Raw genomic sequence first — 22,204 nt, 5'->3', positions numbered from 1 at the left:
AAGGATGTCAGTCGCGACTAAGGCATTGCGTCATGTCACGACGCTCATGAATCACGTCGATCATGCGTACATGATCTTCGGTCTCAACATTGAAGACCTCCTGAGGGGACTTGTGCCCAACGCGCCAATGACGAAGCCGCGTCATGTTCAATGCCTCTGCCTCGGCTTCCTCAAGCAGTTCGTTGAAGTACTGGTCGTCCGCGAAGCCGGCCGGACCTGACTTGATGCTGTTGATCAGTCGACTCTTCAGCGCCTGCCTTTCGCGATGCTGATGGAGAACCTGGACGACGTATTGAGCGCTGTCGTCATGTCCGCGCGCAAAAGCCTGCTCGTCGAGATAGGCCAGCAGATCGTCGGGCAATCCGAGGTTAAGAGTAGCCATCGTGGCGATGTGGCGGTCGGGGACGGGAGAGGGGGCGTCGTCGGGATGCGGGATGAAGTGCATGCTACGTCCGCAAGCGTTGGAGGAGGGCAGTCAGCCTAAACCTGTTGCGGACGCTAAAAACCCATTCCCAAAGCGAAACGACCTCTATTCAAGAGGTCGTTGCGCCAGATCAAAAAGTTTCCCAATCGCCGTCGGGAGCAGCCGTTGCGCTGGGTCCCGATGGTTTTGGGGCCGCCGGTCTTGGTGTATGCGACGCGGCGGGCGCTTTCGGCGCGGGCGCCTTGGGGACAGGTCTTGCCACCGGCTTCGGCGCGGACGCCTTGGCCGCGGTCTTCACGACCGGCGTCTTGGTCGCAGTCGATGGCCGCGGTGCCGGCGGCTTCTTCGCGACGGGTGTCGCCGCCGGACGGGGAGCAGTCGCCGGTCTGGCGACCGGTGCCGCGGCACGCGCGATCGGCGCGGGCGCCGCGACGACGCTCGTGGCCTCCTCCTGCGTCGGCTTGGGATCGCTGACCTTGAAGTGCCCCACCAGCGCGGTGAGCTTGCGCGCCTGCTCGCTGAGCGACTCGGCGGCGGCCGCCGATTCCTCGACCAGCGCGGCGTTCTGCTGCGTCATCTGGTCCAGCTGCGACACCGAGCCGTTGACGCTGCCGATGCCCTGGCTCTGCTCCACGGTGCTCGCGCTGATCTCGCCGATGATGTCCGACACGCGCTGCACGCTGGCGACGATCTCGTTCATCGTCGCGCCGGCGTTGCGCACCTGCTGCGAGCCGACCTCCACCTTGGTCACGCTGTCGCCGATCAGCGCCTTGATCTCGCGCGCCGCGCCGGCGCTGCGCTGCGCCAGTGCCCGCACCTCGGACGCGACCACCGCGAAGCCCTTGCCGTGCTCGCCCGCGCGGGCCGCCTCGACGGCCGCGTTCAGCGCCAGGATGTTGGTCTGGAACGCGATGCCGTCGATGGTGCCGATGATGTCGTTGATCTTCTTGGCCGACGCGTCGATCTGCGCCATCGTGCCCACGACGTCGCCCACCGCCGTGCCGCCGCGCTCCGCCACCTCGGCGGCGCTGCCCGCCAGCTGGTTGGCGGTGCGCGCGCTCTCGGCGCTCTGCTGCACGGTGCCGGTCAGCTGCGACAGCGACGACGCCGCCTGCTGCAGGCTGGACGCCGTCTGCTCGGTGCGCAGGCTCAGGTCCTGGTTGCCGCTGGCGATCTCCTGGCTGGCGGTCTGCATGCCGTCGGCGCTTGCGCGCACCTCGCGGATGACCTTGCGCAGCGAGCTCTTCATCGCGGCCAGCGCGCGTTGCACGTCGCCGATCTCATCGTCGCGGTAGTCGCGCTCGACGTGGTACAGATCGCCCTCGCCGATGCGCTCGGCTTCGGACATCAGCGACTTCAGCGGCGCCGAGATCGTCCGCACGAAGTACGCCGTGGCCAGCGCCAGCAGGCCGACGATGACCGCCATCAGCGTCGCCACGCCCCACAGCGTGCGCATGCGCTCGGCGCCCGCGGCCTCGCGCAGCGACGCGGAGCGCTTCTGCTGCAGCGCGACGAAGTCCTGCTGCGCGGCCAGGTACTGCTCGATCGCGGGCACGACCTTCTGCTTGAGTGCCTGATGCGCGCCGTCGTTGTCGCCGCCGGCCTTCAGCTTGTTGGCGTCGTTGCGCGCGGCGATGTAGACCTTGCGCTGTTCGGCGATCTTCGCCATCGCGGCCTTGTCCTCGTCGCCTTCGGCGAGCGCCTCGAGCTGCTTCTGGACATCGTTGATCGTCTCGGTGGTCCGGGCGATGTCGGCCTTCATGGCGTCGGCGACGGCGTTGTCGTTGGCCGCCAGCCCGGCCTGCACGCGGCTGGCGTTGGCCTCGGTGAGGCCGCGCCAGCGCAGCGCGAGTTCGAAGCGCTGCTGCTGCCTTTCCTGTGTCACCTGGGCGACTTCCAGCAGGGCGCGGGTCCGGGAGGCCGCTCCCAGCGTCATGACGACGGTCATGACGGACATGACGGCGACGGGGATCCACAGTCGCGTGGCGATGGAGAACTTCATCGGTCCGGAGCCTTGTTGTTGTGACGACGGCGTTGCCCCGGGATGGGGCGACGAGCCTCGATTCAATCCTAAATCGGCTGTCCGGTGCACCGGCTTGAGGACAAACACTGCTAACCTGCCGCCCTGTCCCTCACGGCACCGACATTTCCCCAAGAACCGCACGGATTCGCGCAACGCCCATGAGCTTCCTGGCCATCGACATCGGCAATACCCGCCTCAAGTGGGCGCTTTATGCCGGCCCGCAACCGGGCAGTCCGATGCTGGCGCACGGCGCGCAGTTCCTGGAGAACATCGAGAAGCTCGCCGAGGACGACTGGGCGAAGCTTCCTGCGGCGCCCGGCAGCATGCTCGGCAGCAACGTCGCCGGCGACGCGATGCGGCATCGCGTCGAGGAGCAGATGGAGGAGATCTGGGACATCGAGCCGCGCTGGGTCGCCTCGTCGGCGCAGGCGGGCGGCGTGACCAACGGGTACGACCATCCGGGACGCCTGGGCGCGGACCGCTTCGTCGCGCTGATCGGCGCGCGGCACCATGTGGTGGCACGCGGGCGCGGACAGGCGCCGAAGCCGGCGCTGGTGGTGATGGTGGGCACGGCGGTCACGGTGGACGCGCTCGATGCGGACGGCCGGTTCCTTGGCGGACTGATCCTGCCCGGACACGGGATCATGCTGCGGTCGCTGGAAGGCGGCACCGCCGGCCTGCGCGTGCCGACCGGCGAGGTGCGCGAATTCCCGACGAACACGTCGGACGCGCTCACCAGCGGCGGCAACTACGCGATCACCGGCGCGATCGAGCGCATGCATCGCCACATCCTCAAGCGCTGCGGCCAGGCGCCGGTCACGCTGATGACCGGCGGCGCGGGCTGGAAGGTCTCGCCGGCCCTGGACATCCCGCACGAGCTGATCGACTCGCTGATCTTCGACGGGCTGCTGGCGCTGCAGGCGCATCGGCTGGCGCTCTGACTTCGCGCCTGCGGCTGTCCCCTCGCTGCGGGACGGTGCGGATCGACCCTTGCATGTGACACTGGTTTCGTCCGTCACCGTTCACGCCAGGGAGCATCGAATGAGCGAGATGAAGACCATGTTGCCGCGGATCGCCGCTGTCGTCGGCACGGCGGTGTCGATCGGGCTCGGAGGTTGCGCGACCTCCCATCACCACTGGGAGAAGTCCGACGCGCCGATGTCGCAGGTCGAGAAGGACAAGGCCGAATGCGAGTACGAGGCCAAGGCCGCGACCGCGAGTTACTCGACGGCGAGCTCCGGCAAGGAGAGCGGCAGCCAGGCCATGGGCAAGGCCGTCGGCGACGGCATCGTCATCGCCGAGAAGCGCATCGAGCTGACCAACGAGTGCATGAAGGTACGCGGGTACCGGCCGCGGGCGTCGTGAGCATCACACGTCGACCTTGAATCCGAGGTCGATCTCCGACGCCGGCACGCCGCCGCGCAGGCCCCAGTTCTCGCGCTCCACTTCGTTGAGCGTGATCGTGATGTGGTCGGCGGGAATGTCGAGCGCGCCCAGGCGCTCGACGATGCTGCGATAGAGGCGACGCTTCGCCTCGATCGTCCGGCCGGCGAAGCCGGTGACCGTCACCAGGGTGTAGCACTCCGGGCGCGACAGACGCGGCGGGTAGATGAACCGGTGCGGCTCGTAGGCGACGAGGCGCACGCAGCGGTCTTCCGCCGGGATCTTGAAGCCTTCGATCAGCGCGTCCTGCACGGCTTCGATCAACTGGACTTCCTGCTCCTGAGCGTAGGCGCGGCGGACTTCGATGAGGGTGCTCGGCATGGGCGTGGCTGTGGAGGGCGACGGGCCCTGCAGCTTATCGCGACCCAGGCGGAGAGAGACGTGGAAGTGCGGCATGACGGATCGGTGTCCACTCGTTGAGGAGACGCCAGTCTCGTCATGCCCTTCGAGGGCAGCATGAGCCCGCGGTGAGGTCGGTGTGAAGTCGGACGCCTCCCGACGTCCTCGGCCCTTCATCGACGCTTCAGCGGCTCACCACCTGCTTGCTCTGGAAGTCGACCGGCACGGACGTGTGCTGATGGACGACACGCCACGTGCCGCCGTCGTTGCGCAGGAGCACGGTGAGGCGGTTCTCCGTGGACCGCAACGGCCGGCCGTCGGCGTCGAGCGCGGCGAACTCCAGCATGGCCGAGCCGCCGGCCACGTGGACATCGTGCCAGGTCTTGACGTCCTTCGCCGTGACGCGCACACGCACGTCCCGGATGCCTTCGAACCAGCCGGCGATCATGCCCGCCCAGTCTTCGCGGCCAGCGAACTCCCAGCGGTCCCAGCTGTCGAAGACCTGGACATCCCCGGCGTACAGGCCGACGAAGCGCTGCAGGTCGCGGTCCAAGACTGCCGCGGCGTAGTCGCGCAGGAAGGTGTGAACGGGATCGTCGGTCATCTCGGGCTCCTGGAGTTCATCGAAGGTAGATGACGAACGACGAACGGGATCAGCGGTTTTCGACATGAGCCGGTCGAAGAGGTTCCGCCCGGTCCGGTGCCATCACCGCACGCGCTGCTGATGCCGCGCCCAGTCGCGTTTCCACGCCACGACGTTGTACAGCAGCACCGAGGCCGACGACGCCCAGAACATGCCGAGCCAGATGCCGACGACCTTCAGCGTGAAGGCCATGTCGCCGTCGCAGCGGCCGATGGCGTTGCAGGGCGACGGGACGTAGACGTCGATGAGCAGGGCGGTCGAGACGTTCCACACCAGCAGCCCGATGAGCACGGAAGCGAGAAAGCGGTTCATGGCGAGACGAGTCCTTTCCTGAGGTGAAGGACCCAGTCTCGCCATGGGGTTCGAACTCAGCATGAGCCCTGTGTGAGCTCAGGGTGAAGGCAGCGGACGCCGCACGGCAGGCGTCCCGTGCGCCGCGATCACTGCACGATCACTTCGGGAAGTCCGTCGACACCGCCAGCTCACGCCACCGCGCGAGTTCCCCCGCGACGAAGGCGTTCTTCTGCTCGATCGCCGCGACGGTGTCCGAACCGAACGGCATGCGCAGCGGCGGCTGTTCCGCGTCGACGACCTGCAGGAGGGCCTTCGCCAGGCGCGCCGGATCGCCGGGCTGCTGATGGTTCAGTTCCGCCGCGATGCGGCGTACCGCGCCGACCGGCGTGTCGGCATAGTCGGGGATCGTGGCCGGGGCCGTCGTCAGCGAGCCGCCGTCGAGGAAGTCGGTGCGGAAGTAGCCCGGCTCGACGATCGTCACGTGGATGCCCAGCGGCTTCACTTCATCGGCGAGCGCCTCGCTGATGCCTTCGACAGCGAACTTGGTCGAGGCATAGACGCCGAAGCCCGCCGCGCTGCGATAACCGCCGATCGACGAGATGTTGATCACATGCCCCGCGCGTTGCTGGCGCAACTGCGGCAGCACGGCCCGCGTCACCGCCAGCAGGCCGAAGACGTTGGTGCGGTAGAGCGCCTCGACGTCGGCGGCGCTGGTCTCTTCGATCGCGCCGAGCACGCCGAAGCCGGCGTTGTTGACGACCACGTCGATGCGGCCGAAGCGCTTGACCGCCTGCTCGAGCGCGGCGCGGGCCTGCGCCTCGTCGGTGACGTCGAGGTTCGCCGCGAGCAGGCGAGGGTGGTCGCCGAATTTGTCGATGACGGCGCGGGCGTTGCGCGCCGTGGCGACGACGTTGTCGCCGCGCTCGAGCGCTTCCTTGACGAACAGGGTGCCGAAGCCGCGCGAGGCGCCAGTGATGAACCAGGTCTTCATGGGGAACTCCTTGTGGGAAAAAGGGGGTGAGGGCAGGGGGACTCAGTTCGCCGCGATCGGGTTCTGCCGCCAGAACTCGTCGAAGGCGATGCTGTCGAAGAAGGCCGTGACGCGGACGGCCTTGCCGTCGCGCATCGTCAGCATCCAGACGTAGCTGTTCGTGTAGGGCTTGCCGGCGTTGGTCGTGCCGGCTGCCGAGAAGTGCGCGACGACGGTGTCGCCGTCCGCGTGGATCGCATGAATCGTGCGCGGCCGGAAGCGGTCCTGCGACTGCGCGAAGCGCGCGCCGAACGGGCCGAGCACCGTGCGGTTGAGTTCATCGCGGCTGCGCGTCGTGCCGGCGACGAGGGAGTTGCCGGTGATCGTCCATTCGATGTCGTCGGCGAGCATCGGCTGCAGCGCGCCGTAGTCGCCGCCCATCCAGCGGCGCAGCATCGTGTCGACGGCGGCCTTGTTGGCGGCGGCAATGGCGACGGCATTGGAAGCGGCATCGGCGCTGGCCTGAGCCTTCGCCTGGGCTGCTGCGGTCGCGGCGCGGGCTGCGGGAATCGCCATCGCGAGCGACGCGATCACGGCGCCCGTCATCACGGCGGAAACAAGTCGGGTGCTGGTCATGGTGCGGTTCCTTTGCTGGTCGTCTCCCGCCGCCTGGTCGATGGCGTCGCGGTATGGAACGAACTCTAGGAACCGGCGATTGATGCGTCTATGCTCAGGAATTGAAACGAGCTAGTGGCGAATCTTCATGAATAAGCGTTCGGACGGTCCCCGTGACTGAGCGTCCCAGCCTCGCGGAGCTGACCGCCTTCCTGGCGATCGTCCGCCATCAATCCTTCCGCGCGGCGGCGGATGAGCTGGGGATGTCGCCGTCCAGCCTGAGCCATCTGGTGCGGGGTTTGGAGGAGCGGCTCGGCGTGCGCCTCTTCAATCGCACGACGCGCAGCGTGGCGCCGACCGATGCCGGCCAGCAGCTCGCGCGCGACGTCGGGCCGATCCTGGCGGAGCTGGACAACGCGCTGGGCGACCTCGGCTCGCTGAGCGGGCGCATGTCGGGCCGGCTGAGGATCAACGTCTCCGAGATCGCGGCCGGCGAGTTGATGCGGGAGATCGTGCCGATGTTCGTCGAACGCCATCCGGACGTGCAGCTGGACCTGGTCACCGAGGGCAAGCTGGTCGACATCGTCGCCGAGGGCTTCGATGCGGGCGTGCGGCTCGGCGAGGCGCTGCCGCAGGACATGGTGGCGGTGCCCTTCGGTGGCGACGTGCGATTCATCGTCGTGGCCTCACCGGCCTACCTCGCGACGCACGGTACGCCGCAGACGCCCGATGCGCTCACCGGGCACCGCTGCATCCGCTTCCGGCTGCCGAGCGGGAAGATGTACCGCTGGGAGTTCGAGCGCCAGCGGCAGTCGCTGAAGGTCGACGTGCCGGGCTCGCTAACGCTCGATCACATCGGGTTGATGGTCGAGGCGGCAACGAAGGGCATGGGCCTCGCGTATGTTTGGTCGACGAAGGCCGAAGCGGAGATCGCCGCTGGCCGCCTGGTGACGGTGCTCGACGACTGGACGCCGCCGATCCCCGGCCATCACCTCTACTACCCCAGCAGTCGCTTGATGCCCGCGGCGCTGCGAGCGTTCATCGAGGTGATCCGGGAAGTCGAGGCCCAACGCGCGCCGGCGAAGGCGCGGGTGACGGCGACGTCGGCGCTGGGAAAGGCGAAAGGTCGGACAACGGCTGCCAAGGCGCTCGCGAAGCGGGGCTGAAGCGCGCGCTCAGGAGCCGGCGACGAAGTCGCCGATCACGCTGGCTCCCAGCATTCCCGCAGCACGTCGCGGAACAGTTCGGACAACAGCGGCTCCACTTCGGGTCGATCCTTGGCCGGAAGCTCCAGACCTTCGACCCGCGCCAGCTCCCGCTCGATGAAGCGCTGGATGGGAACGACCTGCGGCGACAGGCCGAGCTCCGGCGTGTGGCGCTTGAGCGCCAGCAGATCGTCGATCGCCGCCGGCAATCCTGGCTCGTCGGCGATGGTCTCGAGGAGCCGATGGAATTCGATCGGCGCGGGCTGCTGGTGGCGTTCCAGCCAGCGGACCGAGAGCAGCGGTCGCAGCACGTAGAAGTACTTTTTCAGCGGCACTTCATCGGCCTGCAGGTAGCCGCGGAAGTTGGTCTTGGCCATGCTGCGGTAGTGATGGATGCCGCGCACGGTCGAGTACACGATCGGCAGCAGCTCGCGCGCCCGCGGGTGGAAGCTCGTATTGCTCTCGTAGACGATCGGCGACTGGATCCATTCGACGAAGCCCGGGTTGGAACTCCGGAACAGCCGAAGGGCCTTGCGCAGGTCCCAGCCGTTGATGTCCATCTCATCGACGATCGGGTACTCGATGACGTCGCGCTGTTCTTCCAGGCCGACCGACAGGTACCAGTCCGTCCGGTTCGCGTAGATGAAGCGGGCGTCGAAATCGCTGTTCGGCGACGCGAAACCCCAGGCGCGACTGCCGGACTCGATGGCCAGCAGCACGCGGACCTGGTGCTCGGATTCGGCCGCCCGAAGCCGGGCGTGAATCTCGGTCCGGGCGGATTCGGGGATGACGGAGATGTCGGTGGTCGGAACGGCGTTCATGGACGCCATTCTGACCGCCTGACGCGCATCGGAGAGGCTCCGGTTGGAGAGACGGAGCGCCCGAGCGCCGCGGGCCTGCCCTCAGAGAATGAACCTGCTCAGATCCTCGTCCTGCGCCAGCGCGCCGAGCTTGTCATCGACCTGCGCGCCGTCGATCGTCACCGTCTTGCCGGCGTGCTTGTGCGCGTCGAAGCTGATGTCGTCCAGCAGCCGCTCCAGCACCGTCGCCAGGCGGCGCGCGCCGATGTTCTCGGTGCGCTCGTTGACCTCGTAGGCGATCTGCGCCAGCCGGCGGATGCCGTCGGCGCTGAGCTCCAGCGTCAGGCCTTCCGTCGCCAGCAAGGCCTGGTACTGCTTCACCAGGCTCGCGTGCGTGCTCGACAGGATCGCTTCGAAGTCGCCCACCGACAGCGACTTCAGCTCCACCCGGATCGGGAAGCGGCCTTGCAGCTCGGGGATCAGGTCGCTGGGCTTGCTCAGGTGGAACGCGCCCGAGGCGATGAACAGGATGTGGTCGGTCTTCACCATCCCGTACTTCGTGTTCACCGTCGTGCCCTCGACCAGCGGTAGCAGGTCGCGCTGCACGCCCTGGCGCGACACGTCCGCGCCGCCGCTGTGCTCGTTGCGGGTCGCCACCTTGTCAATCTCGTCGATGAAGACGATGCCGTTGTCCTGCGCCATGGCCAGCGCGGCGGTCTTGATCTCGTCCTCGTTGACGAGCTTGCCGGCCTCTTCCTCGACCAGCAGCTTGCGGGCCTCGGCGATCTTGAGCTTGCGCGTGGTCTTCTTCTCCTGCCCCATCTGCGAGAACAAGCCCTTGAGCTGCTCGGCCATCTCCTCCATGCCCTGCGGCCCGAGGATCTCCATGGAGGGCTTTGCCTCGATCAGCGCGATCTCGATCTCCTTGTCGTCCATCGAGCCTTCACGCAGGCGCTTGCGCATGACCTGGCGCGCGGTGTTGTCCACGCCGCCGCTCTCCGTCGCCGAAGGGGCGAAGCCGGTCGAGGACCGCGGCGGGGGGACCAGCACGTCCAGGATGCGCTCTTCGGCCGCGTCCTCGGCCCGCGCGCGCTGGAAGCGCATCTGGCGCTCGCGCTCCTGCTTGACGGCGATGTCGACCAGGTCCCGCACGATGCTGTCCACGTCCTTGCCGACGTAACCGACCTCGGTGAACTTCGTCGCCTCGACCTTGATGAAGGGGGCATCCGCCAGCTTGGCCAGGCGGCGTGCGATCTCGGTCTTGCCGACGCCGGTCGGGCCGATCATCAGGATGTTCTTCGGCGTGATCTCGCCGCGCAGCTTCTCGTCCACCTGCTGGCGACGCCAGCGGTTGCGCAGCGCGATCGCGACGGCGCGCTTCGCATCGGCCTGACCGACGATGTGCCGATCGAGTTCGGAGACGATTTCCTGCGGGGTCATGCTGCTGCTCATTGGAGCCCCTCGTTCGATGAGTACATCGACCGATCCCCCGAGGGGATGGCCACTTGCTTGGGGCGGCCCGGCGCCGCGTGGCTGTTCATTCGAGGACCTCGATCGTGTGATTGCCGTTGGTGTAGATGCAGATCTCGCCGGCAATGACCAGCGACTGCTTGACGATGTCCACCGCGCTCAGCTCGCTGTGGTTGAGCAGCGCCTTCGCCGCCGCCTGCGCATACGCGCCGCCGCTGCCGATGGCGACGATGCCTTGCTCCGGTTCCAGCACGTCGCCGTTGCCGGTGATGATCAGCGAGGCCGTGCGATCGGCCACCGCCAGCATCGCCTCCAGCCGCCGCAGCACGCGGTCGGTGCGCCAGTCCCGCGTCAGCTCCACGGCCGCGCGCACGAGGTTGCCCTCGTACTTCTCGAGCTTGGCCTCGAAGCGCTCGAACAGCGTGAACGCGTCCGCCGTCGCGCCGGCGAAGCCGGCCAGCACCTGGTTCTTGTGGAGCTTGCGCACCTTGCGCGCCGTCGACTTGACGACGATGGTGCCCAGCGTGACCTGACCGTCGCCGCCGATCGCGACCTGGTTGCCGCGGCGCACGCTGACGATGGTGGTGCCGTGGTACGGCGGGAGCGGGGAGGAATGGTCTTGAGACATGGGCGATCCAAACGTCTTGAACGTCGTGAAGACCTCACGTGGGTTCCCTCGCGGAAATCACAAGGTGAGGAGACGGTGAGGAAAAGGCTGCGGCGCCGCGTGTGCGAAAGCCGGTTGACGAGGTCGATGATCGGACATCCGAAAGCACAACGGGGCCAGAAGCCCCGTTGTCGCGAAGGTCGCGAAGTGTGAAACCGCCAGGACGGCCAGAACGGCCGCGTCGCCTCAGACGTGCCGGACCTTGACCCGCGCGTGTTCGTTGATGCCCATCGCGCCGAAGAACAGCGCGACCAGCCGGTGCGCATCGCTGAACTGCACCGCGCGGTTCTCGCTGCGGCGGGCCAGGACCCAGTTCAGCAGGTCACCCGCGGCCATGAAGTCCAGGCGGATCAGCTTCGGGCAGGCGATCGTCACCAGCGACGCGCCGCCCAGCTGCTCGGTCATCAGCGCCAGCGTCTCGCTGATGTCGCCGCTGAGCTGGCCGGACAGTTCCATCAGTGCCGCCGTGTTGACCGCGTCGGTCATCGTCGACTCGAGGAAGGCGATGCCGGTGTCCATCGCCGCCGGTTGGATGGAGGACGGCGAACTGGTCGACAGCGCGTTGCCGCTGATGCGGACATGGCACAGCGCCTTTTCCCAGCTCGGCGGGGAGACCTCGTAGGTCACGCAGTAGTCGATCGCGACCTCGTCGAACTGGTCCGGGCGATTGGCCAGGCGCAGCGCTTCGAGCCGCAGCATCCAGAGGATGGGATCCGCGTCGCGGCTGCCCACCGGCGCCTGGTCCCGCAGCACCTGGAAGAAGTGGTCGCCGGACAGCCAGCGCAGGTCCAGCGCCTGTTGCGCCCAGGCACGGAACAGGTCGCGCAGCTTGGCGCAGGCCTCGATGTCGATCTGGCGCAGCGGCGCCCAGTCGATCACCCAGGGCATCGGCAGGTTCTCGCAGCGCGTGCGCATCTGCGTCACGGCCTCGGTGTCCAGGTACTCCGGCGTGGTCCACGACACGCTGCTCGCGCGGCCGCGCGGGGCGCGTTCCGCCTGCACCGCCTCGGCCACCAGCTTGGGAAGCGAGAACCATTGCGGCGACGACAGCCCGAACTGCTGCGCGTAGTCGTTGGCCAGATTCTCGAACTTGCCCTGCTGGCCGGTCGCCCGGTAGAGGTCGAACAGCACCAGCCAGGTCTCGGGGTGCTCGTGACGCGCGCCGCCCTCGCGGGTCAGGTCGATCAGGCTGCGCTCGCAATGCTCGTAGTCGGCATTGGCGAAGGCGATGACCGCCTCGTCCAGCTCGGCGTCGTGGACGACCTCGCTGACCTCGACCTGCGGATCCGCGACGTGGAAGCTCAGCGTCGGGATCTCCTTCTTCAGCTCGGGGATCGGCGCCGGAGCGCCGGCCGGTGCCGGCGGCGCGATGCCGCCGCCCATCGACGCCGCGGCCGGCGCGGGCGTCAGGTCCAGGCGTTCGATGTCGGCGCGCGGCGCGTGGTCGGAGACGCGCGCGCCGATCTGGTCCGCCGGCTGCGTCGCCGCGAAGTTGATCGGACGCGTGCTCGTCTCGAAGAAGCCGGGCGGATGCTGCCCCTGGATCTGCGTCGGGACGAAGCCCTCGCCGACCATCTGCTGCTCGATCTGGTCGATCTTGGCCTTGACGGTGCCGTCGTCGCGCCGCACGCCCTGGATCTCGCTGATGCGGCCCAGTTCGTCGATGCCCGAGGTCGCATGGCCACCCAGGGCGGCCAGTTGCTCGGGCGTCAGGCCTTCACGGCGGATCTTGCGCAGCATGTCGAGTTCGCGCTTGCGCACGAAGTCGTTGCGGCGCTTGCGCTCCACCATCGCCCGCAGCTCGGCCTTCGCGGCGTCGGCCTCGGGATCGTCCTGGCGCGAGTTGATCTCCGCCCAGTCGGTCGTCGGATTGGCGACGAAGCGCGCCACCTTGCGGAAGAAGCTCTCGCCTTCTTTGGTGCCGTCTTTGGGGTCGGACATGCTCTAGCGGACCTTGCTCTTCGCAGTGTTGCGCGGTAATGCGCAGTGTTGGCGGTTCTTCCTGTGGCTTGGCGGGCGAAGCCCGGGCGACTCAGTCGCCGAACATCTTCTGCTTCAGCTCGCGGCGCTGCTGCGCCTCGAGCGACAGCGTGGCGGTCGGACGGGCGATCAGGCGGCCCAGGCCGATCGGCTCGCCGGTCTCGTCGCAGTAGCCGTACTCGCCGCTGTCCAGGCGCGTCAGCGACTGCATGATCTTCTTCAGCAGCTTGCGCTCGCGGTCGCGGGTGCGCAGCTCCAGCGCGTGCTCTTCCTCGATCGTGGCGCGGTCGGCCGGATCGGGGACGATGGACGTGTCCTCGCGCAGGTGCTCGGTCGTCTCGCCGGCGTTGGACAGGATGTCTTCCTTCAACTGCGTCAGCTTGGCGCGGAAGAAGTCGACCTGCTTGTCGTTCATGTATTCGGTGTCGGGCATCGCGAGCACTTCGGCATCGGACAGTTCGGCACCGGCCTTGGTTTTCCAGGCAGAGGAGAGTTTGGGATCGGCTTTCACGGCAGGTCGGCTGTTCTGGTTCGTTGATGTCGGGGTCGAGGGCCGGACGGGGCTGTCCAGCAGTGAGACCGTGCTGTCGGGGGCGTCCGCCACGGCGGACTTGTCCTCCGCCGCGGCCTTGGACGCCTTCGAGGGAGTCTTGGTCGCAGCGGTCTTGGAGGCCGGGGTCTTGCTCACGTTCACTCTCCTAGCGGCTCTTTATACCTGCTCGACATGAGAAGCCGGGGCTTCCCGCCGTTGGCGCAGGGGCCTGGTTCGGGCGCGGCGGATTGTAGCCACCTCCGCCGACGTCCCAGCGATGGCCTTGAGCCATCGGTCAGTGTGGCACTAAGCCAGACACCCTTCCAGCCCCTGCATGAGGATGTCCTTCGGCAAATCGATACCGATGAACACCATCTTGCTGACCTTCTTTTCATCGGGCAGCCACTTCGGACCGAGATCCGAGCCCATCAGCTGGTGCACGCCCTGGAAGATGACCTTCTTGTCGGTGCCGTTCATGTTCAGCACGCCCTTGTAGCGCAGCATCTTCGGGCCATAGACCTGCACGATCGCGCCAAGGAAGTCCTCCAGCTTGGCCGGATTGAACGGCCGTTCCGAGCGGAAGACGAAGGACTTGACGTCGTCGTCGTGGTGATGGTGGTGCGGATGGTCGCAGGCTTCGCCGGGGGCGTGGTCGTGGCCTTCGTGGCCGTGATCGTGGCCGTGATCGTGCGAATGACCGTGGTCATGGCCGTGGTCGTGTGCGTGGTCATGCCCGTGATCGTCCACGGCCAGGAACTCCGGATCGATCTCCAGCTTGGCGTTCAGGTTGAAGCCGCGCAGGTCGAAGACGTCCTTGATCGGCACCTCGCCGAAATGGACCTTGGACTGCGGCGCGCGCGGGTTCATGTGCTTGAGGCGGTGCGACAGCGCGTCGACCGCCGCGGCGTCGACCAGGTCGGTCTTGCTCAGGAAGATCTGGTCGGCGAAGCCCACCTGGCGGCGTGCTTCCTGGCGCGTGTCGAGCTGGTCGTTGGCGTGCTTGACGTCCACCAGCGTCAGGATCGAGTCGAGCAGGAAGGTCTCCGCGATCTCGTCGTCCATGAAGAAGGTCTGCGCGACCGGGCCCGGATCGGCCAGGCCGGTGGTCTCGATGACGACGCGCTCGAAATCGAGCTCGCCCTTGCGCCGTTTCGCGGCCAGATCGGCCAGCGTGGTGCGCAGATCCTCGCGGATGGTGCAGCAGACGCAGCCGTTGCTCAGCTGGATGATCTGCTCCTGGGTCTCGCTGACGAGGATGTCGTTGTCGATGTTCTCCTCGCCGAACTCGTTCTCGATGACGGCGATCTTCTGGCCGTGCGCCTCGGTCAGCACGCGCTTGAGCAGCGTGGTCTTGCCCGAGCCCAGGAAGCCCGTGAGGATGGTGGCGGGGATGAGGCCCGTGGCGGCACTGCCGGCCGGACTCGTTGTGGAAGCCTGTGCGGCGGTATCAGGGACGGACGACATGGTGAAGACCAATCTGTAAGGGAAGCCTGGGCCCGGCAACTGAGGGCGGATGACTGTGTTTCAAGCGAATGTCAATGTCAATCGGTTATTCTGGCGCCTCTTCAACGACGGCACACACCCCAGTGTCTGAACCTCAGCCTAGTCGGCCCGCCAAACATGGCGGGCGTGGCAATGAACAACGCGGCCTGCTCGAACGCGTCCTCGAATTCCTGCACCCCGGGCCCGACTCGACCAGCGAGCTGATCGAGAACTTCGCCGAAGCGGAGGAGCGCGACCTGATCGCGCCCGAATCGCGCCAGATGCTCGAGGGCGTCCTGCGGATGGCCGAACTCAGCGCCGGCGACGTGATGGTCGCCGCGCCGCGGATGGACCTGCTGGACATCCAGTCTTCCGCCGACGAACTGCTGGCCTACGTCATCGACACCGGCCACTCGCGTTTCCCGGTGTACGACGGCCAGCGCGACAACATCATCGGCATCCTGCTGGCCAAGGACCTGCTCAAGCTCCAGCGCGCGCCGGAACTGAACCTGCGCGCCTTGCTGCGCCCGGCAGTTTTCGTGCCCGAGAGCAAGGGCCTGAACGAACTGCTGCGCGATTTCCGTTCCAACCGCAATCACCTGGCCATCGTCATCGACGAATTCGGCAACACGGCGGGCCTGATCACCATCGAGGACGTGCTCGAGGAGATCGTGGGCGAGATCGAGGACGAATTCGACGTCGGCGACGGCGATGCCGGCATCTACACGCTGGCCGACGGCAGCTACCGCGTCGCCGGCGACGCCGACGTGGCCGCGGTCAACGAGTCCTTCGGGCTGTCGCTGTCGGTGGCCGACTTCGACACCATCGGCGGCCTGGTCGCGCACGAGCACGGCCGCGTGCCGCGGCGCGGCGAGACCGTCGAGGTCGCCGGGCTGCGCTTCTCGGTGATGATCAACCGCGGCGGCGCCGTGCGCTGGTTCAAGGTGACCCGCGCGCCCGCTTCCGAGGCCGACGACCACAGCGGCTGATGCGCCGCGGATCTCGCTTCGACGGCTCCCGCGGGGCCGACGGATCCGAACGCCCCGCCCGCCAGGGATGGCGCGCGTGGCTGTGCCATCCCGCGCTGGCGCTCGTCGCCGGCGTGCTGCACACGGCCTCGTTCTCGCCCAGTCCGGCGTGGTGGCTGCAGCCGCTGGCGCTCGCCTGGCTGATCGCGGCCTGCGACGGTGCCAGGCCGCGCCGCGCCGCGCTGACCGGCGCGCTGTTCGGCGTCGGCTGGCTGGCCTCCGGGCTGTGGTGGCTCTACATCAGCATGCACGACTTCGGGCATCTGCCCGCGGCCGTGTCCGCGCTCGCGGTGCTGGCGCTGGCGCTGTTCCTGTCGACCTACTACGCCGCCGGCATGGGCCTGGCCGCGCGCTGGTCGGCGGGCGCCGCGCCGTGGCGGCGCGCGCTGGCCTTCGCCGGGCTGTGGCTGGGGGCGGAACTCGTCCGCGCCACCTTCCTCACCGGCTTCCCGTGGATCGCCAGCGGCTACGCGCATGCGCAGGGTCCGCTGGCCGCGTTCGCGCCCTACCTGGGCGTCTACGGCATCACGGCGCTGGCGGCGCTCGTGGCGGCGGCGCTGGCGCTGCGGCGCTGGGCGCTGCTGGCCGCACTCGTCGTCGCCATCGGCGCGGGACAGTTCCTGCCGCAGGACTTCACGCGGTCCACCGGCACGCTGGCCGTCTCGCTGGTGCAGCCCAACATCCCGCAGGACCAGAAGTTCGATCGCGAGCGTTTCGACCAGAACCTGGACCAGTTGATCGCGCTGATCGACGCCTCCCGGGGTCAGGTCGTGATCACGCCGGAGTCGGTGCTGCCGGTGCCGCTGGCCTTCCTCGACGAGGACCACGTCGAGCGCCTGCGCCGCGGCGCCGAGACGCGTCCGCTGCTGCTCGGCACCTTCCTGGGCAACTCGACGGACGGCTTCGTCAACTCGCTGGTGGGCGTGGGCTTCGCGCGTCGCTACGACTACGGCAAGCGTCATCTGCTGCCCTTCGGCGAGTTCATCCCGCCGGGCTTCCACTGGTTCGTCAAGGCGATGGACATCCCGCTGGACGACCAGGCCAGCGGCACGCACGAGGGCGCGCTGCCCTTCGCGGGACAGCGCCTGCGGCCGCTGATCTGCTACGAGGATCTGTTCGGCGAGGACGTCGTCGCCAGCGCGCTCGACAGCGGCGAGCCGGCCGCGACGGTGCTCGTCAACGTCAGCAACCTGGCGTGGTTCGGGCCGCGCATGGTGCAGGACCAGCATCTGCAGTTCTCGCAGATGCGGGCGCTGGAGTTCCAGCGCCCGATCGTGCGCGCGACCAACACCGGCGCGACCGCGCATGTCGACCACCGCGGTCGCGTGCTCGCGCGGCTGCCGGCGGAGCAGGCCGGCGTGCTGGAAGTGAGCGTCGACGGCCGCAGCGGCGTCACGCCGTATGCGCGCTGGCTGGCCCTGCTCGGGCTGTGGCCGTTGTGGGCGCTGGCCGCGCTCGGCGTGCTGCCGGTGCTGGGCCGTCGCCGTCCCGCGTCGGCGCGCCTGGCCTGAACGGGGGCCGCGTCCCCGAGACGGGACGCCGGTGCGCGGCACGAGGCGCACATAGAATCGGTCGGTTTTCTCCAACGCCCGCCGACGGCCCGACGTCCCTATGCTGACTTTCCAGCAACTGATCCTCCGCCTGCAGGAATACTGGTCCCAGCAAGGCTGTGCCCTGCTGCAGCCCTACGACATGGAAGTCGGCGCCGGCACCAGCCACACCGCGACCTTCCTGCGCGCGCTCGGTCCCGAGCCCTGGAAGGCCGCCTACGTCCAGCCCAGCCGCCGCCCCAAGGATGGCCGCTACGGCGAGAACCCGAACCGCCTGCAGCACTATTACCAGTTCCAGGTCGTGCTCAAGCCCGCGCCGGCCAACATCCTGGAGCTCTACCTCGGCTCGCTGGAGGCGCTCGGCTTCGACCTGAAGAAGAACGACGTCCGCTTCGTCGAGGACGACTGGGAGAACCCGACACTCGGCTGCTGGGGCCTGGGCTGGGAGGTCTGGCTCAACGGCATGGAGGTGACGCAGTTCACCTACTTCCAGCAGGTCGGCGGCATCGACTGCAAGCCGATCACCGGCGAGATCACCTACGGCCTCGAGCGCCTGGCGATGTACCTGCAGGGCAAGGAGTCCGTGTACGACCTGGTCTACACCGACGGCCTCACCTACGGCGATGTGTTCCACCAGAACGAGGTCGAGCAGTCGACCTACAACTTCGAGCACAGCGACGTCGACTTCCTGCTGAACGCCTTCGGCGCGTATGAGCGCAAGTCCAAGGACCTGATGGACGCGCACCTGGCGCTGCCCGCCTACGAGCAGTTGCTCAAGGCCGCCCACACCTTCAACCTGCTGGACGCGCGCGGCGCCATCAGCGTGACCGAGCGCGCCGCCTACATCGGCCGCATCCGCAACCTCGCGCGCGCCGTGGCGCAGAGCTATCTGGAGAGCCGCGCGCGGCTCGGCTTCCCGATGGCGCCCAAGGACTGGGCCGACGAGGTGATCGCGCAGATCGAGAAGAAGAGCGCCGAGGCGGCCGCCAAGTCTGAAAAGGCTGCCGACAAGGCTTCGGACAAGAAGACCGCCGCCTGACGACGAGGAACCCCCCAGCATGACCACGAAGAATCTTCTCGTCGAACTGTTTGTCGAGGAACTGCCGCCCAAGGCGCTGAAGAAGCTCGGCGAGGCGTTCTCGACGGCGCTGACCGACTCGCTGAAGGCGCAGGGCCTGGCCGAGGCCGGCGCCGCCGTGACCGCCTTCGCGACGCCGCGCCGCCTGGCCGTGCACCTGACCGGTGTCGGCGCCAAGGCCGCCGACCGCGCCGTGCAGCAGAAGCTGATGCCGGTGGCGGTGGCGCTGGATGCGTCGGGCAACGCGACGCCCGCGCTGCTGAAGAAGCTGGCTTCGGTCGGCGCGGACGCGTCGGTCGTCCCCAGCCTGAAGCGCGCGCCGGACGGCAAGGCCGAGGCGCTGTTCCTGGACACCGTCGTCGCCGGCGTCACGCTGAAGGACGGCCTGCAGAAGGCGCTGGATGAGGCGCTCGCCAAGCTGCCGATCCCCAAGGTCATGACCTATCAACTGGCCGACGGCTGGAGCGACGTCAAGTTCGTCCGCCCCGCCCACGGCCTGATCGCGCTGCATGGCGACGAGCTGATCGAAGTCGCCGCACTGGGCCTGACGTCCGGCCGCACGACGCGCGGCCACCGCTTTGAGACCCAGGTGGCCGAGATCTCGATCAAGAGCGCCGACACCTACGAGCAGCAGCTGCGCGAGGAAGGCCGCGTCATCGCGTCCTTCGAGCAGCGCCGCAACGACATCGTGCGCCAGCTGCAGGCGCAGGCCGAGCCGCTGGGCCTGACGCCGATCGACGCGCCCGAGCTGCTGGACGAAGTGACCGCGCTGGTCGAGCTGCCCAACGTGCTCTCGTGCCAGTTCGAGCCCGAGTTCCTGGCCGTGCCGCAGGAATGCCTCATCCTGACGATGAAGGCCAACCAGAAGTACTTCCCGCTGCTGGACTGCCACGGCAAGCTGACGCACCGCTTCCTGGTCGTCAGCAACGTGCATCCGGACGACGCCTCGAAGGTCGTCGAGGGCAACGAGCGCGTCGTGCGCCCCCGCCTGGCTGACGCGAAGTTCTTCTTCGACCAGGATCGCAAGAAGACGCTGGCCTCGCGCGTCGAGGGCCTGGGCAAGGTCGTGTACCACGGCAAGCTCGGCAGCCAGGGCGACCGGGCCGAGCGCGTGCGCGCGATCGCGCACACGATCGTCAACCAGCTGCGCATGGCCCAGCACCCGTACACGGCGGAAGCCAAGGACGAGTTCGACATGCTCGACAGCAAGGTCAAGGAAGCCGCGCTGCTGGCCAAGACCGACCTGCTGACCGACATGGTCGGCGAGTTCCCCGAGCTGCAAGGCATCATGGGTGGCTACTACGCGCGCCATGAAGGCCTGCGCGACGGCGTCGCCAAGGCCATCGAGGACCACTACAAGCCGCGCTTCGCCGGCGATGCGCTGCCGCGCAACCACACCGGCACCGTCGTCGCGCTGGCCGACAAGCTGGAGACGCTGGTCGGCCTGTTCGGCATCGGCCAGCTGCCCACCGGCGACAAGGACCCGTTCGCGCTGCGCCGCCATGCGCTGGGCGTGATCCGCATCCTGGTCGAGAACCACATGCACCTGTCGCTGCCCGAACTGATCGAGGGCGCGCTGCCCGCGTTCGGCGAGCTGATCCAGGACCCGAGCGAGCCGCTGCTGAGCTTCTTCGCCGACCGCCTGGCGGTCAGCCTGCGCGACCAGGGCTACAGCGCCCAGGAAGTCGACGCGGTGCTGGCGCTGAACCCGGCCCGCCTGGGCGACGTGCCCAAGCGCCTGGGCGCCGTGCGCGCCTTCGCGGCGCTGCCGGAATCGGCCTCGCTGGCCGCGGCCAACAAGCGCGTGGGCAACATCCTCAAGAAGGTCGAGGGCGAGCTCCCGACCGAAGTGACCCCCGCGCTGCTGACCGAGGCCGCCGAGAAGGCGCTCGCCGACGCGCTGGCCGGCGTGAAGCCGCAGGCCGACGCCCTGTTCGAGCAGCACGACTACGCCGGTTCGCTGAAGGCGCTGGCCGCGCTGAAGGCGCCGGTCGACGCGTTCTTCGACGACGTCATGGTCAACGCCGAGGACCCGGCCTTGCGCGCCAACCGCCAGGCGCTGCTCAAGCAGCTGCACGAGGCGATGAACCGCGTGGCCGACCTGTCGCGCCTGGCCGTCTGAGCGGCGGCTGATCGTTCCCCGTCGTCGCCCCGTCGTCGTCCAAACGCAGTTCACTGGAGACCCCGATGCCTACCCGGTCCGACCATCCGCACGGCATGAAGCTGGTGATCCTGGGCCGCGACGGCACGATCAACCGCTACCGCGACGACCACGTGAAGTCGCCCGAGGAACTCGAGCCGCTGCCCGGCGCGCTCGAGGCCGTCGCGCGGCTGAACCACGCCGGCTGGCACACCGTCATGGCCACCAACCAGCCCGGCATCGGCCGCGGGCTGATCGACATGGCCTCGCTGAATGCCGTCCACCTGCGGCTCAACCAGCTGCTGGCGGAGAAGGGCGGCCGGCTCGATGCCGCGTTCTTCTGCCCGCACGCGCCGGAAGACAACTGCAACTGCCGCAAGCCGCTGCCGGGCCTGATCGAACAGATCGGCGAACGCTTCGGCGTGGACCTGAAGAACGTCCACATGGTCGGCGCCAGCGTGCGCGACCTGCAGACCGCGCGCAACGCCGGCTGCGTGCCGCACCTGGTGCGCGGCGACCGGCTCGCCGGCGTCGAGGAAGCGCAGCTGCAGGAGCAGATCGCGCTCGTGCCCGGCTCGCGCGTGCACCAGGATCTGGCGGCCTTCGCCGAAACCCTCATCCACGCGGAACGCCGCGCCCGCGCCGAGTCGCGGGGCGAGTCCGCCGAACCCGATACCGCTCCTGGAGACCTGGGCTGATGCTCGTTGCGCTGCGTTCCTTCCTCTTCGTCCTCTACCTGATCGTCACCGTCGTCCCCTGGGGCAGCGCGGTGGTGCTCTGCTCGCTGTTCCTGAACAGCACCCAGCTGTACTGGATGTGCGCCAACTGGCTGCGCGTCGCGATCTGGGGGGCCAAGCTCATCTGCGGCGTGCACTGGCGCGTCCGCGGCATGGAGCACCTGCCCACCGACCCGAAGCAGTCGGTGATCCTGCTGTCCAAGCACCAGTCGACCTGGGAGACCTTCGCCTACCCGATGCTGATGCCGCGGCCGCTGGCCTACGTGTTCAAGCGGGAGCTGATCTACATCCCGTTCTTCGGCTGGTCGATGGCGCGGCTCGACATGATCCACATCGATCGCAGCAAGCGCAGCGAGGCCTGGAACAAGGTGGCCGCGCAGGGCAAGCGGATCGCGGCGCTGGGCCACTGGATCATCATGTTCCCGGAAGGCACGCGCGTGGCGCGCGGCAAGGCCGGCGACTACAAGACCGGCGGCTCGCGCCTGGCGGTCGAGACCGGCGTGCCGGTGGTGCCGATCGCGATGAACTCCGCGACCTGCTGGCCGCGCAAGAGCTTCCTGTTGAAACCTGGCACGATCGATGTCTCCATCGGCCCGATGATCCCCAGCACCGGTCGCGCGCCGGCCGAACTGATGAAGGAAGTGCAGGCCTGGATCGAGGCCGAGATGCGGGTGCTCGACCCCGCGGCCTATCCGGCGTCCGCGTCGGGCGAGGTGACTCAGGCACCGCCCACGCCGCCTGCGCCACCCGCGCCGCCGCCCACGCCGGCCGCCGCCTGATTACA

The 22,204-nt window shown here is 68.1% G+C and carries 22 protein-coding genes; 9 read left to right on the top strand and 13 right to left on the bottom strand.

Annotation, left to right across the window (positions count from 1 at the left end):
• Window positions 1-7: 7 nt before the first annotated feature.
• Window positions 8-445 (bottom strand): hypothetical protein, encoded by a 438-nt coding sequence (locus AC07PR_RS19310; RefSeq protein WP_495136231.1) that lies wholly within the window; start codon window positions 443-445, stop codon window positions 8-10.
• A 109-nt stretch (window positions 446-554) separates the two neighbouring features.
• Window positions 555-2,426, bottom strand: coding sequence for a methyl-accepting chemotaxis protein (locus AC07PR_RS19305; RefSeq protein ID WP_495136230.1), 1,872 nt, complete (start codon window positions 2,424-2,426; stop codon window positions 555-557).
• A 179-nt stretch (window positions 2,427-2,605) separates the two neighbouring features.
• Here AC07PR_RS19305 and AC07PR_RS19300 point away from each other — a divergent pair, with 179 nt between their 5' ends.
• A complete protein-coding gene (locus tag AC07PR_RS19300; protein ID WP_377159825.1) occupies window positions 2,606-3,388 on the top strand; it encodes a type III pantothenate kinase in 783 nt (260 codons plus the stop codon).
• Between the two features lie 100 nt (window positions 3,389-3,488).
• Complete coding sequence (locus tag AC07PR_RS19295; protein WP_495136229.1) at window positions 3,489-3,812, top strand: hypothetical protein; 324 nt, start codon at window positions 3,489-3,491, stop codon at window positions 3,810-3,812.
• A 3-nt stretch (window positions 3,813-3,815) separates the two neighbouring features.
• Here the strand turns inward: AC07PR_RS19295 and AC07PR_RS19290 are convergent, their stop codons facing one another.
• The 5 genes from AC07PR_RS19290 to AC07PR_RS19270 all read right to left on the bottom strand — a co-directional run bounded on the left by AC07PR_RS19290 (window position 3,816) and on the right by AC07PR_RS19270 (window position 6,772).
• A complete protein-coding gene (locus AC07PR_RS19290) occupies window positions 3,816-4,211 on the bottom strand; it encodes a tautomerase family protein (RefSeq protein ID WP_483107951.1) in 396 nt (131 codons plus the stop codon).
• Between the two features lie 202 nt (window positions 4,212-4,413).
• Window positions 4,414-4,833, bottom strand: a complete 420-nt coding sequence (locus tag AC07PR_RS19285; protein WP_495136228.1) for a YybH family protein — start codon at window positions 4,831-4,833, stop codon at window positions 4,414-4,416.
• A 102-nt stretch (window positions 4,834-4,935) separates the two neighbouring features.
• Complete coding sequence (locus tag AC07PR_RS19280) at window positions 4,936-5,184, bottom strand: hypothetical protein (protein WP_431100363.1); 249 nt, start codon at window positions 5,182-5,184, stop codon at window positions 4,936-4,938.
• A gap of 139 nt (window positions 5,185-5,323) precedes the next feature.
• Complete coding sequence (locus tag AC07PR_RS19275; protein WP_495136227.1) at window positions 5,324-6,157, bottom strand: oxidoreductase; 834 nt, start codon at window positions 6,155-6,157, stop codon at window positions 5,324-5,326.
• Between the two features lie 42 nt (window positions 6,158-6,199).
• Window positions 6,200-6,772, bottom strand: a complete 573-nt coding sequence (locus AC07PR_RS19270; RefSeq protein WP_495136226.1) for a nuclear transport factor 2 family protein — start codon at window positions 6,770-6,772, stop codon at window positions 6,200-6,202.
• Between the two features lie 152 nt (window positions 6,773-6,924).
• On the opposite strand from AC07PR_RS19270, the gene AC07PR_RS19265 reads away from it, so the two are divergent.
• A complete protein-coding gene (locus AC07PR_RS19265; protein WP_495136225.1) occupies window positions 6,925-7,917 on the top strand; it encodes a LysR family transcriptional regulator in 993 nt (330 codons plus the stop codon).
• Between the two features lie 35 nt (window positions 7,918-7,952).
• Here the strand turns inward: AC07PR_RS19265 and AC07PR_RS19260 are convergent, their stop codons facing one another.
• The 6 genes from AC07PR_RS19260 to AC07PR_RS19235 all read right to left on the bottom strand — a co-directional run bounded on the left by AC07PR_RS19260 (window position 7,953) and on the right by AC07PR_RS19235 (window position 14,869).
• The gene (locus AC07PR_RS19260) at window positions 7,953-8,777 is read right to left on the bottom strand and encodes a nucleotidyltransferase domain-containing protein (protein WP_495136224.1); all 825 of its coding nucleotides are present in this window, start codon (window positions 8,775-8,777) and stop codon (window positions 7,953-7,955) included.
• Window positions 8,778-8,858: 81 nt separating this feature from the next.
• Complete coding sequence (gene hslU / locus AC07PR_RS19255) at window positions 8,859-10,208, bottom strand: ATP-dependent protease ATPase subunit HslU (protein WP_495136223.1); 1,350 nt, start codon at window positions 10,206-10,208, stop codon at window positions 8,859-8,861.
• Window positions 10,209-10,293: 85 nt separating this feature from the next.
• A complete protein-coding gene (gene hslV, locus AC07PR_RS19250) occupies window positions 10,294-10,854 on the bottom strand; it encodes an ATP-dependent protease subunit HslV (protein ID WP_297525322.1) in 561 nt (186 codons plus the stop codon).
• Between the two features lie 225 nt (window positions 10,855-11,079).
• The gene (locus AC07PR_RS19245; protein ID WP_483107944.1) at window positions 11,080-12,834 is read right to left on the bottom strand and encodes a hypothetical protein; all 1,755 of its coding nucleotides are present in this window, start codon (window positions 12,832-12,834) and stop codon (window positions 11,080-11,082) included.
• Window positions 12,835-12,925: 91 nt separating this feature from the next.
• A complete protein-coding gene (dksA, locus tag AC07PR_RS19240) occupies window positions 12,926-13,561 on the bottom strand; it encodes an RNA polymerase-binding protein DksA (RefSeq protein ID WP_377159851.1) in 636 nt (211 codons plus the stop codon).
• Window positions 13,562-13,711: 150 nt separating this feature from the next.
• A complete protein-coding gene (locus tag AC07PR_RS19235) occupies window positions 13,712-14,869 on the bottom strand; it encodes a CobW family GTP-binding protein (protein ID WP_495136222.1) in 1,158 nt (385 codons plus the stop codon).
• A 122-nt stretch (window positions 14,870-14,991) separates the two neighbouring features.
• On the opposite strand from AC07PR_RS19235, the gene AC07PR_RS19230 reads away from it, so the two are divergent.
• The 6 genes from AC07PR_RS19230 (at window position 14,992) to AC07PR_RS19205 (ending at window position 22,199) form a co-directional block, all read left to right on the top strand.
• A complete protein-coding gene (locus AC07PR_RS19230) occupies window positions 14,992-15,876 on the top strand; it encodes a CorC family transporter (protein WP_483107941.1) in 885 nt (294 codons plus the stop codon).
• The gene (gene lnt, locus AC07PR_RS19225; RefSeq protein WP_495136221.1) at window positions 15,876-17,426 is read left to right on the top strand and encodes an apolipoprotein N-acyltransferase; all 1,551 of its coding nucleotides are present in this window, start codon (window positions 15,876-15,878) and stop codon (window positions 17,424-17,426) included. The genes AC07PR_RS19230 and lnt overlap by 1 nt, the downstream gene beginning before the upstream one ends.
• A 100-nt stretch (window positions 17,427-17,526) precedes the next feature.
• Window positions 17,527-18,504, top strand: coding sequence for a glycine--tRNA ligase subunit alpha (gene glyQ, locus AC07PR_RS19220; protein WP_377159857.1), 978 nt, complete (start codon window positions 17,527-17,529; stop codon window positions 18,502-18,504).
• A 19-nt stretch (window positions 18,505-18,523) separates the two neighbouring features.
• Window positions 18,524-20,665, top strand: coding sequence for a glycine--tRNA ligase subunit beta (gene glyS / locus AC07PR_RS19215; RefSeq protein ID WP_495136220.1), 2,142 nt, complete (start codon window positions 18,524-18,526; stop codon window positions 20,663-20,665).
• 65 nt (window positions 20,666-20,730) lie between these two features.
• Entirely contained in the window at window positions 20,731-21,381 is a 651-nt protein-coding gene (gmhB, locus tag AC07PR_RS19210) for a D-glycero-beta-D-manno-heptose 1,7-bisphosphate 7-phosphatase (RefSeq protein WP_377159861.1), read from the top strand.
• Window positions 21,381-22,199, top strand: coding sequence for a lysophospholipid acyltransferase family protein (locus AC07PR_RS19205; RefSeq protein WP_377159863.1), 819 nt, complete (start codon window positions 21,381-21,383; stop codon window positions 22,197-22,199). Before gmhB ends, AC07PR_RS19205 begins: the two co-directional genes overlap by 1 nt.
• Window positions 22,200-22,204: the final 5 nt, after the last annotated feature.

It is taken from the genome of Roseateles sp. GW821-FHT09H11, assembly GCF_059415845.1.
Note: the sequence above shows the minus strand (reverse complement) of the source record. Positions and strands in the feature narration are given on the sequence as shown.

Bases quoted from the DNA above. Each gene is read 5' to 3' on its own strand.
- AC07PR_RS19310 (WP_495136231.1), bottom strand. From the start codon at position 445: ATGCACTTCATCCCGCATCCCGACGACGCCCCCTCTCCCGTCCCCGAC.
- AC07PR_RS19305 (WP_495136230.1), bottom strand. From the start codon at position 2,426: ATGAAGTTCTCCATCGCCACGCGACTGTGGATCCCCGTCGCCGTCATG.
- AC07PR_RS19300 (WP_377159825.1), top strand. From the start codon at position 2,606: ATGAGCTTCCTGGCCATCGACATCGGCAATACCCGCCTCAAGTGGGCG.
- AC07PR_RS19295 (WP_495136229.1), top strand. From the start codon at position 3,489: ATGAGCGAGATGAAGACCATGTTGCCGCGGATCGCCGCTGTCGTCGGC.
- AC07PR_RS19290 (WP_483107951.1), bottom strand. From the start codon at position 4,211: ATGCCGAGCACCCTCATCGAAGTCCGCCGCGCCTACGCTCAGGAGCAG.
- AC07PR_RS19285 (WP_495136228.1), bottom strand. From the start codon at position 4,833: ATGACCGACGATCCCGTTCACACCTTCCTGCGCGACTACGCCGCGGCA.
- AC07PR_RS19280 (WP_431100363.1), bottom strand. From the start codon at position 5,184: ATGAACCGCTTTCTCGCTTCCGTGCTCATCGGGCTGCTGGTGTGGAAC.
- AC07PR_RS19275 (WP_495136227.1), bottom strand. From the start codon at position 6,157: ATGAAGACCTGGTTCATCACTGGCGCCTCGCGCGGCTTCGGCACCCTG.
- AC07PR_RS19270 (WP_495136226.1), bottom strand. From the start codon at position 6,772: ATGACCAGCACCCGACTTGTTTCCGCCGTGATGACGGGCGCCGTGATC.
- AC07PR_RS19260 (WP_495136224.1), bottom strand. From the start codon at position 8,777: ATGAACGCCGTTCCGACCACCGACATCTCCGTCATCCCCGAATCCGCC.
- hslU (WP_495136223.1), bottom strand. From the start codon at position 10,208: ATGAGCAGCAGCATGACCCCGCAGGAAATCGTCTCCGAACTCGATCGG.
- hslV (WP_297525322.1), bottom strand. From the start codon at position 10,854: ATGTCTCAAGACCATTCCTCCCCGCTCCCGCCGTACCACGGCACCACC.
- AC07PR_RS19245 (WP_483107944.1), bottom strand. From the start codon at position 12,834: ATGTCCGACCCCAAAGACGGCACCAAAGAAGGCGAGAGCTTCTTCCGC.
- AC07PR_RS19235 (WP_495136222.1), bottom strand. From the start codon at position 14,869: ATGTCGTCCGTCCCTGATACCGCCGCACAGGCTTCCACAACGAGTCCG.
- lnt (WP_495136221.1), top strand. From the start codon at position 15,876: ATGCGCCGCGGATCTCGCTTCGACGGCTCCCGCGGGGCCGACGGATCC.
- glyQ (WP_377159857.1), top strand. From the start codon at position 17,527: ATGCTGACTTTCCAGCAACTGATCCTCCGCCTGCAGGAATACTGGTCC.
- glyS (WP_495136220.1), top strand. From the start codon at position 18,524: ATGACCACGAAGAATCTTCTCGTCGAACTGTTTGTCGAGGAACTGCCG.
- gmhB (WP_377159861.1), top strand. From the start codon at position 20,731: ATGCCTACCCGGTCCGACCATCCGCACGGCATGAAGCTGGTGATCCTG.
- AC07PR_RS19205 (WP_377159863.1), top strand. From the start codon at position 21,381: ATGCTCGTTGCGCTGCGTTCCTTCCTCTTCGTCCTCTACCTGATCGTC.